The sequence below is a fragment of the Amycolatopsis sp. WGS_07 genome, assembly GCF_045278895.1.
Classification (GTDB): domain Bacteria; phylum Actinomycetota; class Actinomycetes; order Mycobacteriales; family Pseudonocardiaceae; genus Amycolatopsis.
The window spans coordinates 10,197,760-10,211,967 of record NZ_CP136053.1; the positions used below are offsets into that span (position 1 = coordinate 10,197,760).

General features: G+C 69.4%; 13 protein-coding genes. 10 read left to right on the forward strand and 3 right to left on the reverse strand.

All coding sequences use genetic code 11. From position 1 onward, the window contains the following. Positions 1-124 precede the first annotated feature (124 nt). The 4 genes from RPX00_RS47710 to RPX00_RS47725 are packed head-to-tail and all read left to right on the forward strand — an operon-like array spanning position 125 to position 5,395. Positions 125-2,260, forward strand: a complete 2,136-nt coding sequence (locus tag RPX00_RS47710; protein ID WP_406636123.1) for a phosphocholine-specific phospholipase C — start codon at positions 125-127, stop codon at positions 2,258-2,260. Between the two features lie 58 nt (positions 2,261-2,318). Beyond that, on the forward strand, positions 2,319-3,704 hold the full coding sequence (locus RPX00_RS47715) for a PLP-dependent aminotransferase family protein (protein ID WP_406636125.1): 1,386 nt from the start codon (positions 2,319-2,321) through the stop codon (positions 3,702-3,704). A 48-nt stretch (positions 3,705-3,752) separates the two neighbouring features. Next, entirely contained in the window at positions 3,753-4,229 is a 477-nt protein-coding gene (locus RPX00_RS47720) for a carboxymuconolactone decarboxylase family protein (RefSeq protein ID WP_406636127.1), read from the forward strand. Then, positions 4,226-5,395, forward strand: coding sequence for an MFS transporter (locus tag RPX00_RS47725; RefSeq protein ID WP_406636129.1), 1,170 nt, complete (start codon positions 4,226-4,228; stop codon positions 5,393-5,395). Before RPX00_RS47720 ends, RPX00_RS47725 begins: the two co-directional genes overlap by 4 nt. Here RPX00_RS47725 and RPX00_RS47730 read toward each other — a convergent pair. Then, positions 5,362-6,552, reverse strand: coding sequence for an acyl-CoA dehydrogenase family protein (locus RPX00_RS47730; RefSeq protein ID WP_406636131.1), 1,191 nt, complete (start codon positions 6,550-6,552; stop codon positions 5,362-5,364). The genes RPX00_RS47725 and RPX00_RS47730 overlap by 34 nt on opposite strands. Then, positions 6,549-7,679: a CaiB/BaiF CoA transferase family protein gene (locus RPX00_RS47735; RefSeq protein ID WP_406643339.1), complete on the reverse strand. Its 1,131-nt coding sequence runs from the start codon at positions 7,677-7,679 to the stop codon at positions 6,549-6,551. The genes RPX00_RS47730 and RPX00_RS47735 overlap by 4 nt, the downstream gene beginning before the upstream one ends. Before the next feature lie 106 nt (positions 7,680-7,785). Between RPX00_RS47735 and RPX00_RS47740 the strand changes: the two genes are divergently transcribed. Further along, the gene (locus RPX00_RS47740) at positions 7,786-8,532 is read left to right on the forward strand and encodes a helix-turn-helix domain-containing protein (protein ID WP_406636133.1); all 747 of its coding nucleotides are present in this window, start codon (positions 7,786-7,788) and stop codon (positions 8,530-8,532) included. On the opposite strand, the gene RPX00_RS47745 is transcribed toward RPX00_RS47740, so the two are convergent. Next, positions 8,529-8,936: a MarR family winged helix-turn-helix transcriptional regulator gene (locus RPX00_RS47745; protein ID WP_406636135.1), complete on the reverse strand. Its 408-nt coding sequence runs from the start codon at positions 8,934-8,936 to the stop codon at positions 8,529-8,531. The genes RPX00_RS47740 and RPX00_RS47745 overlap by 4 nt on opposite strands. A gap of 94 nt (positions 8,937-9,030) precedes the next feature. Here RPX00_RS47745 and RPX00_RS47750 point away from each other — a divergent pair, with 94 nt between their 5' ends. The 5 genes from RPX00_RS47750 to RPX00_RS47770 all read left to right on the forward strand — a co-directional run bounded on the left by RPX00_RS47750 (position 9,031) and on the right by RPX00_RS47770 (position 14,191). Then, positions 9,031-10,101, forward strand: coding sequence for a substrate-binding domain-containing protein (locus tag RPX00_RS47750; RefSeq protein ID WP_406636137.1), 1,071 nt, complete (start codon positions 9,031-9,033; stop codon positions 10,099-10,101). 88 nt (positions 10,102-10,189) lie between these two features. Continuing rightward, positions 10,190-10,816, forward strand: coding sequence for an AmiS/UreI family transporter (locus tag RPX00_RS47755; RefSeq protein ID WP_406636139.1), 627 nt, complete (start codon positions 10,190-10,192; stop codon positions 10,814-10,816). A 24-nt stretch (positions 10,817-10,840) separates the two neighbouring features. After that, the gene (locus RPX00_RS47760; protein ID WP_406636141.1) at positions 10,841-11,878 is read left to right on the forward strand and encodes an aliphatic amidase; all 1,038 of its coding nucleotides are present in this window, start codon (positions 10,841-10,843) and stop codon (positions 11,876-11,878) included. Between the two features lie 43 nt (positions 11,879-11,921). Continuing rightward, a complete protein-coding gene (locus RPX00_RS47765) occupies positions 11,922-12,968 on the forward strand; it encodes an AAA family ATPase (RefSeq protein ID WP_406636143.1) in 1,047 nt (348 codons plus the stop codon). An 80-nt stretch (positions 12,969-13,048) separates the two neighbouring features. Further along, entirely contained in the window at positions 13,049-14,191 is a 1,143-nt protein-coding gene (locus RPX00_RS47770) for an exo-alpha-sialidase (RefSeq protein WP_406636145.1), read from the forward strand. The last annotated feature ends 17 nt before the right edge of the window (positions 14,192-14,208 follow it).

Below are 14,208 nucleotides of genomic sequence, written 5' to 3' on the forward strand. Positions count from 1 at the left end.
CGCGAGTATTCACCCGGCAGCCAGATCCGGGACACCCAGGTCGTCCATGCTCTCCTCCGGGCGAGCGGCGGCCGGTAAATCCGGGCGACCGCTGTCTCGCCGCGGACACGTGGAGGACAACACCATGGCGGGTACGAGTCGCCGGAACTTTCTCGGCATGGCCGGCGCTTCGCTGGCCGGGGCCGCGGCCGGAGGGCTGCTGCCCGGATCCATCGGGAAGGCGCTCGCGGTCGAACCGGCCCGCCGGTCGGGCACCATCGAGGACGTCGAGCACGTCGTGGTGCTCATGCAGGAGAACCGGTCCTTCGACCACTACTTCGGCACCATGCGCGGCGTGCGCGGCTACGGCGACCCCCGGCCGCACCTGCTGCCCAACGGGCGGCCGGTTTTCTACCAGCCGCCGGCGAAGGTGCGCACCTCCGGCTACAACGGCCGCGGGCTGCCCGACGACGCCGAGTACGTGCTGCCGTTCCCGCTCGACGCGCTGCGCACCAGCGAGCACATCGCCGGCACCCACCACGGCTGGGGCAGCGGCGAACCGCTCTGGAACGGCGGACGCTACGACGGCTGGGTGAACGAAAAGCAGGACGTGTTCACCATGACGTACCAGCAGCGGTCGGAGCTGCCGTACCACTACGCGCTCGCCGAGGCGTTCACCATCTGCGACGCCTACCACTGCTCCGTCCCGGCGGACACCGCGCCGAACCGGATCCTCCTGTGGTCGGGCACCATCGACACGCAAAACCGCCTCGGCACCAAGCAGAACGGGCCCGGGCTCTGGGAACGGCCGGACACCAACGGCTACAGCTGGACCACCTACCCCGAACGGCTGCAGAAGGCCGGCGTGAGCTGGAAGCTCTACCAGGGCGGCAGCGGCATCCCCGGCGAGCCGACGGACAACTACACCGACAACAGCCTCGAGTTCTTCGCGAAGTACCACGCGAAGGAAGGCGCGTCCGGCCCGCTGGTCGAGCAGGGTGTTTCGACGCACACGCTCAAGGAGTTCCGCGCCGACGTGCAGGCCGGGACATTGCCGCAGGTCACCTGGATCGTCCCGCCGTACAAGTACAGCGAGCACGCCGCCGCGTCCGCCAGCGACGGCGCGTACTACCTGAACCTGGTCCTCGACGCGCTCGTCTCGAACCCCGCGGTGTGGAGCAAGACCGTCTTCTTCATCAACTACGACGAGAACGACGGCCTGTTCGACCACGTCGTCCCGCCGATGCCGCCGCTGGTCAACCGTCCCGGCACGGACGGGCTGGTCTCGCGCTCGCTCGCGGCGAGCCTCCCCGACGAGACCCTCGACTTCGACAAGCTCCCGAAGGGCACCGGCGGCGCGCCGACCGGAGTCCCGCTCACCGGCAAACACCCCGCCGGACTCGGTTCCCGGGTGCCGATGCTCGTCGTGTCGCCGTGGTCGCGCGGCGGCTGGGTCTGCTCGGAAACCTTCGACCACACGTCGGTGCTGCGGTTCCTGGAGGCCCGGTTCGGCGTGGCGGAGCCGAACATCAGCGCGTGGCGCCGGTCCGTGTGCGGCGACCTCACCTCGGCGTTCGACTTCTCCCGCCCGCAGGCCAAACCGGTCGTGACGCCCACGCCCGCCCCACTGCCGAGCAAGAACCAGCCGTTCTCGGTGAAGCTGCCGCAGACGATGCCGAAGCAGGAGCCGGGCGTCCGACCCGCGCGAGCGCTGCCGTACCGGTTCACCGCCGGGCTTTCCGGCAAACGCGACGGCCGCTCAATCTCGGTGCAGTTCACCAACAACGGCACCGCTGGCGCGTACTTCTACGCCTACGCGCACGGCGATTCGCCCCGCCGCTACACCGTCGCCGCGCACGACACCGTCAGCGACATCTGGGAAGGCGCCCCGGGCACCGACGAGCACGGCAACTACGACCTGCGCGTGACCGGCGCGAACGGTTACCTCGCGCAGTTCACCGGCGTCACCGCGGACACCAGCGAGCCCGAGGTTTCGGTGTCCACGAACAACTACGGCGCGCCGCTGCTGACGCTGACCATCACGAACCCGGGCCGTCAGCGCCGGAAACTGAAGCTGCGCAACGACTACGGCCACGGTGCCGACCGGACAATCGTGCTCGGCCCCGGCGAAACCCGGCGGGTGCCGTGCGAAACGGCGTCCGCGTTCGGCTGGTTCGACCTCTCGCTGACCGACCCGGCCGCGCCCGGGTATCTGCGCCGGTTCGCCGGGCACAACGAGACCGGACGGCCCAGCTTCAGCGACCCCGGCCCGCGGCGGTAACCCCAGCGTGAACGCCCGGCCGGAGGATTCCGGCCGGGCGCCGGGCTAAAGTCCGCGCATGAAGCGCGCACAGGTGGCCGACGGGCTGGACCTCTACCTGCCCGTATCCACCACCCGCCCGGCGCAGGCGCTCGAAACCGCATTGCGCGCCGCGGTCGTCGACGGCCGGCTTCCGGTGGGCACCCGCCTGCCCGCCTCGCGCGCGCTGGCCACCGACCTCGGCATCGCTCGCAGCACCGTTTCCGAGGTCTACTCGCGACTCGCCGCCGAAGGCTGGCTGGAGAGCCGCGTCGGTGCCGGAACGTGGATCGCCGGCTTCCCCCAGCAGGCGCAACCGGCTGCCGCGCAACAACAATCGCCACCGGAGTACGAGCTTCGCGGCGGTCTCGCCGACGCTGGCGACTTCCCGCGCAGCCAATGGAGCGCGCAAACCCGTCGGACGCTTTCGGAACTTCCGGTGTCAGCGTTCAGCTACGCACCTCCCGAAGGCGTGCCCGAACTCCGCGACACCCTCGCCGGCTACCTCGCCCGCACCCGCGGCGTCACCGCGACAAGCGTCCTGATCGGCAGCGGCTTCGGCGATCTTCTTTCCTTGACCTGCCGGAGCATCCGCGCCCGCGGCGGCAAGCGGATCGCCGTCGAGGAGTACGGACACGAACGGCACCGGCGCATCATCGCCGAATCGGGGCTGGAGATCGTCCCGATCCGCGTCGATGAGGAGGGTGCCGACCTCGCGGACACCAAAGCCGACGCGGCCTTCCTCACGCCAGCCCACCAATTCCCCACCGGAGTACCGCTCTCCCCGGAACGCCGCCGAGCAGCCGTCGAGTGGGCGAACACCCACGGCGCACTGCTCCTGGAAGACGACTACGACGGCGAATTCCGCTACGACCGCCGCAGCATCGGCGCACTCCAAGCCCTCGCGCCGGACCGGGTCGTGTACCTGGGCACGTCGAGCAAAGCCCTCGCCCCGGCCGTCGGTGTCGCGTGGGCAGTGGCCCCAGCCGAGCTTCTCCCCGAGCTGCTCCGGCAACGGAGCCTCAGCGGCGTCACGCCAAGCGGCCTGCACCAGCAGGTCCTCGCCCGTTTCCTCGACTCCCACGAATACGACCGCGCCGTCCGCAGACGCCGGGCCACCTTCCGGACCCGCCGCGAACTGTTCGCCCAGCTCCTCGCCGAACGCACCCCGGACTTGCGGCCCGGCGGCCTCGCCGCGGGCCTGCAATGCCTGGTCGAACTCCCGGACGCCGCCGCCGAAGAACGCACGCTCGCCGCCGCACGCCAGTTCGGCGTCGCCCTCGAAGGACTCGCCGACTACCGCGCACCCGGCGGCAACCCGGACCGCGCCGGGGTCGTCATCGGCTACGGCGCGGTGTCGTCCGCCCGAGCCACCCGCGCACTCACCCTCGCCGCCGACGCCCTGGCAAATGGACTGAGTTCTTGACGCTAGATTGGCCGGGAAGTCGGTCCATTCGCGACCTAATCTAGGTCCATGACAACGACGATCCCGATCCCCCAGCGTCTCGATTTCGACGCGCTGGCCCCGATTTTCTCCCGCGCGATGAGCACTTTGGACGACGCCGCGACCCAGCAGCTCGACCACGCCGGCATCGACCCGGGCCTGCGCGAACTGGTCCGCCTCCGCGCCTCCCAGCTCAACGGCTGCGCGTACTGCGTCGACATGCACTCACAGGCCGCGCGCAAGGAAGGCGTCACCGCACAGCGGGTCGACGCGCTCGCCGTCTGGGCGGAATCCGGCCTGTTCACCGCTGCCGAGCGGGCCGCGTTCGCACTCACCGAAGACGTCACGCGCCTTTCCGAAACGCACGTGCCGGAGTCAACCGTCTCCGACGCGGTCGCGGCCTTCGGCGAGGAAGGCGCAGCCGCGTTGATCTCGCTGATCACCGCTATCAACATGTGGAACACGGTCGGCGTGACGACCCGCTGCTGGTCGGTCAGCCCGGCATGAACACCGCGATCCGGAGACTCGCCACCGCGCAAGCCCTGACCTCGGCGGGCGACGGCGCGGTACTGGCCGTGTCCGCCGTCCACTTCACCACCCGGGTCGGCCTGCCGGCGGGAATCGTGGCGCTCGGGCTGTCGCTCGGCGCCGCGACGAGCCTGACCACCACCGTTCCGTTCGGGACGCTGCTGGACCGGATCGGCGCACGTCGAGCACTCGCCGCGGCCACCGTCGCCGCGGTCGCGGGCCTGGTGTTGTTCGCCGTCGCGCACACTGTTCCGCTGTACATCGCCGCGTGCGCGCTCTTCGCCTGCGGGCAGAGCGCGCTCGCGGCGGGCCGCCAAGCCGTGGTCGCGACCGTCGTGGCTCCCGAAGGCCGCGTCCAGGCTCGCGCGCTGCTGCACACCGCCGTCAACATCGGCATCGGCACCGGATCCGGCTTAGGCGCACTGGTACTGGCCGCAGGCACCAACGCGGTCACCGTTTTCGTCGTCGACGCCGGATTGTTCGTCTTCGCCACCGCGCTGTACCTGCACGCCGGGCCGGACGCACCCGCCGAACGCCAACCCGGCTGGCCCGCCCTGCGCGACCGCCGCTACGTCACGCTGACCGTGCTGGCCGCGATCACCCAGCTGACCATGCCGATCCTCAGCGTCACCCTTCCACTGTGGATAGTCACCCGCAGCTCCGCTCCACAATGGACCTCCGCGGTCGTGCTGCTGGCCAACACCGTCCTCGTCGTACTCCTCCAGCTGCCGATCAGCCGACGGGTCCGCGACGCCCGCACCGCCCGCCGATCCCTTGCCGCAGCTGGAATCTTCCTGATCGCCGCCTGCACGGTCTTCGGCTCGCTCGGCGCTTCAGCACACCCAGTCGTCCTGGCGTTAGCCGGCGCGCTCCTGCTCACCGTCGCCGAAACGACCGCCTCCGCCGGAGCCTGGCATCTCGCGTTCAGCCTTGCCCCGGAAGGACATCAAGGCCAATACCAGGCCCTGTTCTCCACCAGTACCGCGCTCGCCCGCATCACCGGACCGATCGTGCTGGTCCCGCTCGTGCTGACGTTCGGCTTCCTCGGCTGGACGCTCGCCGGGCTCGGGATGCTGGCCGCGGCCGGCGCGCTCGCGGCGATGGCCGTCCCTCAGCGGAAAGCGGACTGCCCGGTGATCGCCTGACCGACCACCAGCGTGTGCATCTCCACCGTGCCCTCGTAGGTGAGCACCGATTCGAGGTTGTTCATGTGCCGGATCACCGGGTATTCCAGCGAAATCCCGTTCGCGCCGAGGATCGTGCGCGCGGTGCGGCAGATCTCGATCGCCTCGCGGACGTTGTTCAGCTTGCCGAGGCTGACCTGTTCCGGCCGCAGCACCCCGGCGTCCTTGCGCCGTCCCAAGTGGATCGCGAGCAGCAACGCCTTGGTGTACTCGAGCGTCATGTCGACAAGTTTCTGCTGCGTCAGCTGGAACGCGGAGATCGGCTTCCCGAACTGCGTGCGGTCCTCGGCATACGACATCGCCGCCTGCAGGCACGAACGCGCCGCGCCGACCGAACCCCACACGATGCCGAAGCGGGCTTCGTTGAGGCAGCTCAACGGTCCCTTCAGCCCGGTGACCTCCGGCAGCACCGCGTCCGCGGGCAGCCGCACGCCGTCCAGCACGAGTTCGCTCGTGACCGAAGCGCGCAGCGAAAGCTTGTGCTTGATCTCCGGCGCGGAGAAGCCCGGCGTGTCCGTGGGCACCACGAAGCCGCGCACGCCCTCGTCGGTCTGCGCCCACACGACGGCGACGTCGGCGACGCTTCCGTTGGTAATCCACATCTTCCGGCCGTCGAGAACCCAGTCGCCGCCGTCGCGCCGCGCGCGGGTGCGCATGCTGGCCGGGTCCGAGCCGGCGTCCGGTTCGGTCAGCCCGAAGCAGCCGATCGCCTCGCCCGCCGCCATCGACGGCAGCCACTGCTGCTTCTGCTCCTCCGAACCCCACTTCCAGATCGCGAACATCGCGAGCGAACCCTGCACCGACACCAGCGAGCGGATGCCCGAGTCGGTCGCTTCCAGCTCAAGGCAGGCGAGCCCGTACTCGGTCGCCGACATCCCGGCGCAGCCGTAGCCCTCCAGGTGCATGCCGAGCACCCCGAGCGAGCCGAGATCCTTGGCCAGCCCGCGGACGTCGGGCAGCTCGCCGCGTTCGAACCAGTCGCCGACGTACGGGTCGATCCGCTCGGCGCAGACCCGGCGGACCGCGGCCGCGATCGCCTTCTCGTCCTCGGTGAACAGGTCGCCGAGCCCGGCGGGGTCGCGCGGATCCAGCGGCGGCATGGACTTCGTGGCGCTCATTTCTTCTCCTCTGCGAGCCAGCGGCGAATCTCGTCGCTGTGCTGCCCCAGCCGGGGCGGGGCGGTGTAGCGGGCGACCGGCGTGTCCGAATAGCCGATCGGATGCCGGACCTGGGGCGGCGCGTCGTCGCCGACCGGCACGGTGGGGGCGAGCCCGAGCGATTCCGCGAGCTTGAACCCGTCCGCCAGATCGCCGACCGGCCCGGCGGGCACCCCGGCCTCGGTCAGCTTCGCGGCCCAGACGGCCACGGTGTCGGTGCCGAGCCGTTGTTCGAGCGCGGCTCGCAGCTCCGGACGGTTGCGCACGCGTTCGGCATTCGTCGCGAACCGCTCGTCGCCGGCCAGCTCCCGAACGCCCAGCACCTCGGCGAGCCGTGCGAACTGGCCGTCGTTGCCACAGGCCAGCGCGAGCACATCGTCCTTGCAGCGCAACGTTTCGTACGGTGCGATCGACGGATGCGCGTTGCCCATCCGGCGCGGCGCACGCCCCGTCGTGAGATAAGAGGAAGCCTGGTTGGCCATCGAACCGAGCAAAGTGGACAGCAGATTCACCTCGACCCGCTGTCCCCGTCCGGTTTTCTCGCGGGCCCGCAACGCCGCGAGAATGCCGATGGTGGCGTCCTTCGCGGCGAGCACGTCGACCAGCGCGACGCCGACCTTCGCCGGTTCGCCGTCCGCCTCGCCGGTGACGCTCATCAGCCCGCCCATCGCCTGCACGAGGAAGTCGTAGCCGGGCAGGTCCGCGTCGCCGCCGAAGCCGGAAACCGAGCAGTACACAATGCCGGGATTACCCACCCGGACGGATTCGTAGTCGAGCCCGCGCCGCCGCAAAGCACCGGTCCGGAAGTTCTCCACGAGCACGTCGGCGCGCCGGGCGAGTTCGCGCGCCAGCACCTGGTCGTCCGGATCGCCGAGGTCGAGCACCACGGACTGCTTGGACCGGTTCGCGCATTCGAAGTACGAACTGGAGTGCGCGGTCCACGGCGGCCCCCAGCCGCGGGTGTCGTCCCCGGAACCGGGCCGCTCGACCTTGATCACCGTCGCCCCGAGGTCGGCCAGGTTCACGCACGCCAGCGGACCGGCCAGCACCCGGCTGAAGTCCGCGACGACGACACCGTCCAGTGGCATGCTCACGAGCGCACCTCCTCGCTACGCATACTGGCATCAAAATACGTATTTACGCAACCTGCAGGTCCGGGTAGAGTTCCCGATCACCCGAGGAGAGAAAGCACCGATGCCGACGCACCCCACGCCGGACGGCCGCCCGAGGCCGCACCACCGGATGATCGACCGGGTGTCGACCATCCTGGACCGGGCCGCGCGCTCCCGGAACGGGGTCACGCTCACCGAGTTCGCCCGCGAACTCGACGCGCCGATGAGTTCGATCCAGGGCCTGGTCAACGGCCTGGTCGCGACCGGATACCTCGACGAGCACGACCGCCGCTACTCCCTCGGCCCGGCCCCGTTCCTGCTCATCCGGCTGGCCGGCCGCCCCACCGTCACCACGGTGTCGCACGAGGACCTCGAAGCGCTGCACGCGGAAACCGGGATGACCGCGGTGCTGGCGATCCTGGTGGGCAGCGACCTCTACTACGTCGACTACGCCTCGCACGACCCGCGCTACGCCTACCTCGCCGAAGGCTTCGTGCGCCGTTCGCCGATCCGGACGTCCACCGGCTGGATCTTGTTGGGCTCCATGGAAAACCGCGATCTGTGGCCGCAGATCGGCGCGCTGCCGCCCGCGGACGCGGAACTGGTCGAGCGCTTCGTGCAGGACCTGATGCGCATCCGCGCCGAAGGCCTGGTCGCCGCGCCGAACGCTTCCACCGAAGCGGACGGCGTGTCCGTCGCCGTGGTCGAGGACGGCCGGACCGTCGCCGCCGTCGGGATCATGGGCAGCCACACCGAAGTGGCCCAACGCAAAGACGAACTGATCGAGGTGCTGGGGCGGCACCGAATCGAGTGGCAGAAGCGGGCTTAGTCCGCCTCGATGCCCGAGAGCTTCGCCAGCACCTCGCCGTCCGGATCCAGCTCCTCCTCCACCTCGGCCAGCTTCGCCGAGGCCCGCTGATACGCACTGCGCCCGCGCGGCGCGAGATACACCCGCACCCGCCGCCGGTCCTCCGCGTCCACCTCGCGATACGCCGCCGCGGTGGTGACCAGCCGGTCCACCACCCGGGTCAGCGTCGGCCCAGTCACCAGCGTGCGCCCGGCCAGCTCGGTCATCGTGAGCCCGTCGCCAGCCACGAGCGCGTCCAGCACCAGCCAGCCGTCGAGGGTCAGCCCCTCAGTTTTGAGCAGAGGCTCGATCCGCAGCGTGACCGCCCGTGCGGTGCGGGTGAGCGCGCGGACCAACGACGCCTCGGCCGCCTGTGCCTGCCTCATCCGCCCGCCCTCGTTCCGCCCTTGCGCAAATGCCTCCGCATTGTAAGACTTTCAGATGGAAGCAAGTCAACCGGCAAAGAAGCCCGGAGCCGGCATGGGACTCGGAGTCGCCAGCCGCGCGAGCGCGTTGCGCGTCGCGCTGGTCGTCCCGCTGCAGGGACCGGCCGGGCTTTTCGGGCCTTCGTGCGAGGCGATCAGCGAACTCGCGGTCCGGGAACTCAACGACGCGGGCGGAATCCTCGGCCGCGAGGTGACGCTGGAGGTCGTCGACGGCGGCGCGGCCCCGGCCCAGGTCGCTTCCTCGGTACGCCGCCTGGTCGACGCGGGCGAGATCGACGCGGTCACCGGCTGGCACATCTCGTCAGTCCGCAACGCGCTCGCGCCGGTCCTAGCCGACCGCGTGCCGTATGTGTACACATCGCTGTACGAAGGCGGCGAAAGTCGTTCTGGCATCTACTGTTCCGGCGAAGTCCCGCGCGTGCAGATCCAGCCCGCGCTGCGGTGGCTGCGTGACAACTGCGGCGCGCGCACCTGGTTCGTGGCGGGCGACGACTACGTGTGGCCGCGCGGTTCCGCGGACGCGATCCGGCGCTACGCAAGGGAACTCGATCTCCAGATCGTCGGCGAAGCGTTCGTCGGGCTCGGTTCCGGAGACATGACGCGGCTCGTCCGCCGCGTCGAAACGTCGGCGTGCGACGGCGTGCTGATGCTGTTCGTCGGACAGGACGCGGTGCGGTTCAACCGCAAGTTCGCCGCGCGCGGCCTGCACGAGCAGATGCTGCGCTTCAGCCCGCTGATGGAAGAAAACATGCTGCTCGCCAGCGGAGCCGAGGCAACCCGAAACCTCTTCGTGTCCGCCGCGTACTTCCGCTCACTGGTCACCGCGGACGCGATGGACCTGCTGGGCCGCTACGTCCACCTGCACGGCCCGACAGCTCCGCCGCTCAACAACGCGGCCGAATCCTGTTACGAGGGCCTGCACACGCTCGCCGAACTCGCCCGCCGCGCGGGCACTCCGGACCTGCGCGCGCTGAACGCCGCCATCGACGGCGTCGCCTACGACGGACCGCGCGGCACCGTCGAATTCCACGGCCAGCAAGCCGCCCAGCACGTGCACCTCGCCGCCGCGCACGGCTGCGACTTCGATCCGATCACCCGGCTCTGACCCGTCCCGTTCCGGCCTTGACGGCGCCGTCTCGCGCATTTATTTTCACTTGACAGTATTTCATCTGGTACCAACTGAGGAGCGTGCGATGAACAACGTCGGCCTGCTCTACGTCGGGGCGGTACTGCTGGTCAACGGGCTGATGCTGCTCGGGCGCGTGCCCGCGCGATCGGCCGCCGCGCTGAATCTGTTCGTGGGCGGGCTGCAGTGCGTGACGCCGACGGTGCTGATCATCCAGGCGCACGGGGATTCCGAAGCGATCCTCGGCGCGTCCGGGCTGTTCCTGTTCGGCTTCACCTATCTGTACGTCGGGATCGCGAACCTCGCCGGGCTCGAACCCGAGGGCATCGGCTGGTTCTCGCTGTTCGTCGCGGGCGCCGCGATCGTGTACGCCGGCCTGGCGTTCTGGCGGCAGGACGATCCGGTGTTCGGCGTCATCTGGCTCGCCTGGGCCCTGCTGTGGGGCCTGTTCTTCCTCGTGCTCGGGCTCGGCCGCGAGGAGCTGACCCGGTTCACCGGCTGGGCGACTGTCCTGCTGAGCCAGCCGACCTGCACGCTGCCCGCGTTCCTCGCGCTCACCGGCGGCTACCGCTCCACCACGGGCGCCGCGCTCATCGCCGGCGCGATCGCCGTCCTGCTCGTCGTCCTCGCCGCGGTACTCGGTTTCCGCGGCCAGCCCCGCTCCGTCCACGACCGCGCCGCGGCCGCGGCCTGACCCATCCACCTAAGGAGAAATCCCATGCGACACGGTGACATTTCCTCCAGCCCGGACACAGTCGGCATCGCGGTCGTGAACTACAAGATGCCTCGGCTGCATTCGAAGGCCGAGGTGCTGGACAACGCGCGCAAGATCGCCGACATGGTGGTCGGCATGAAGAGCGGCCTGCCCGGAATGGACCTCGTCGTCTTCCCCGAATACTCGACGCAGGGGATCATGTACGACGAGCAGGAAATGTACGACACCGCGGCGACCGTCCCCGGCGAGGAGACCGCGATCTTCTCCGCCGCCTGCCGCGAAGCCGACACCTGGGGCGTTTTCTCGATCACCGGCGAACAGCACGAGGACCACCCGAACAAACCGCCGTACAACACCCTGGTGCTGATCGACAACCACGGCGAAATCGTGCAGAAGTACCGGAAAATCCTGCCGTGGTGCCCGATCGAGGGCTGGTACCCGGGCGACACGACCTACGTCACGGACGGCCCGAAGGGGCTCAAGATCTCGCTGATCATCTGCGACGACGGCAATTACCCGGAAATCTGGCGCGACTGCGCGATGAAGGGCGCGGAACTGATCGTCCGCTGCCAGGGCTACATGTACCCGGCGAAGGACCAGCAGGTGCTGATGGCGAAAGCCATGGCATGGGCGAACAATTGCTACGTCGCGGTCGCCAACGCGGCCGGTTTCGACGGCGTGTACTCGTACTTCGGCCATTCCTCGATCATCGGTTTCGACGGCCGGACCCTCGGCGAAACCGGCGAGGAAGAGTACGGAATCCAGTTCGCCCAGCTGTCCCTGTCGGCGATTCGCGACGCGCGCGAGTACGACCAGTCGCAGAACCACCTGTTCAAACTGCTGCACCGCGGCTACTCCGGCGTGCACGCGGCAGGCGACGGCGACAAGGGCGTCGCGGACTGCCCGTTCGAGTTCTACCGCACCTGGGTCACCGACGCGCAGAAGGCGCAGGAGAACGTGGAGGCCATCACGCGCAGCACCGTCGGCGTCGCCGAATGCCCGGTCGGCGAGCTGCCGGTCGAAAAGACCAAACAGGCCTGATTCTTCGTGCTGAGGGCCGGTTTCGGTTCAGGGAAAGGACACCATGCCGTTCATCACCGACAGGTATCACGACCAGAACCGGAACCGGCAACCAGCCGCTCCGGCCCCCGCCCCCGCAGTGTCCACTCCGGACACCCCCGACGCACTCGCCGAACGCCTGCGCGGCCGCGTCCTCGGCCAAGACCCCGCCATCGACGCGGTCGTCCGGGCGATCACCCTCGCCCGCGCCGGAGCCACCGAACCCGACCGTCCACCCGCGACAGTCCTGCTGCTGGGCCCCACCGGCGTAGGCAAAACCGAACTGGTCCGCCAGGTCGCCGCCGCCCTGCGCTCCGGCCCGGACGATCTGTGCCGAGTGGACATGAACTCCCTCGCCCAAGAACACTACGCAGCCTCCTTCAACGGAGCCCCGCCCGGATACGCCGGAAGCAAGGAAGCCTTCACCGTCTTCGAACGATCCACTGTGGAGGGTGACCCGTACACGCCGGGCATCGTCCTCTTCGACGAAGTCGAAAAGGCCCACCCAACCGTCCTGCGCACCCTTCTAGGCGTACTGGACAACGGAATCCTGCGCCTGGCGAACGGTCAGGAGAAAATCTCCTTTCGCAACAGCTACGTCTTCCTCACCTCAAACCTGGGCTCGAAAGAACTGGCCCGCCGCCGCGGCTCCCACTGGCGCTCGCTCCTAGACCGCGGCCACACCCGACGCGCCGTAGTCGACAAAGCCCTGCAATCGTTCTTCGACCCGGAATTCCTGAACCGTATCGACGAAACGGTGATCTTCGACGAGTTGGACCGCACCACCATCGAACAAGTCGCCCGCCTGGAAACCGACCTCCTGCGCGCAAGACTCCGCCGCCGAGGCGTCGACCTGCACGTCGACGAATCCGCCGTCCGCCTCCTGGCCGACCAGGGCTTCGACCCGGTCTACGGCGCCCGCGGCCTGCGCCGCACCCTGCGAACCCACCTGGCCGCTCCGGTAGCCGCCGAAATCATGCGCGTACGCCCGACCGGCACCACCCCGCTCCGAATCACCGCGACCGCCGCCGCCGGCACGATCCGCGCGACCGCCACCGATCCGGAGTCTTGACGCCACGCGACCGCCTCTCTAAGTTCTCCGGACATAGGACGTGGGACATCCCATGTCCGGAGCGAGAGGCGGTCCCCCTGGTGCTCCCGAAAACAATCACGCTCGCGCTGGCTCTGGCCCTCCTCCCGGCCCCACCAGCCGCCGCGACCCCGCGCTGCACGTCGTCGACCCCGTTCACCTCAGGCACCGAGGGCTACCACACCTTCCGCATCCCCGCCGCGATCCGCACCACGAACGGCTCGCTGATCGCCTTCGCCGAAGGCCGCCGCGACTCCGCGGGCGACTCCGGAGCCATCCACACCGTCGCCAAAACCTCCCGCGACGGCGGCTGTACCTGGGGCGCCCTGCGCGTAATCGACAGCAACGGCGAAGCCACCGCCGGAAACCCGACCCCAGTCGTAGCCCGCAACGGCGACCTGATCCTGTTGACTGTCCACAACGGACCCGTCAGCGAAAAGGCGATCATGTCCGGCACCGTGTCCCCGCAAGACACCCGCCGCGTCTTCGTCCAGCGCAGCCCCGACAACGGCCTCACCTGGACCCCCGCCCGCGACATCACCGCCACCACGAAACTGCCGTCCTGGCGCTGGTACGCCACCGCCCCCGGCCACGCGACCCTCCTCCAGCACGGCCGCTACGCAGGCCGAATCATCGTGCCCGCCAACCATTCCAGCGCTCCACCCGCCGGTTCCCCGGACGTCGGCACCGAAGCCAAGTACTACGGCGGCCACGACCTCTACAGCGACGACAACGGCCGGACCTGGCACATCGGCTTCACCGACGACCCGACCGACGGCGTGCTCGCCCCCAACGAAACCACCGCCACCGAACTACCGGACGGCACCGTCTATTTCTCCAGCCGCAACCAGGGTTCCGCCCCCGCACACCGCCTAGACGCCTACAGCCGAGACGGCGGCCGCACCCTGACCCGCCCGTACCAGCCACAACCGACCATCTCCGGCCCGAAGGTAGAAGGCTCCGTCCTGCAAACCCGCCGAGCCCTCCTGTACTCCGGCCCCTCCGCCCCCGATACCCGCCACACCATGCAACTCCGAACCAGCCCAGACCACGGCCAAACCTGGCACCCAGCCACCGTCCTCGCCGACGCCCCCGCCGGCTACTCCGACCTGGTACAACCGGATGGAGCAACGGTCGGCGTCCTCTACGAAACCGGCGAAACCAGCGCGTACGAGAAGATCGATTTCCGCCGACTGCCCCTGTAACCCCGGCCGCGCCCGTA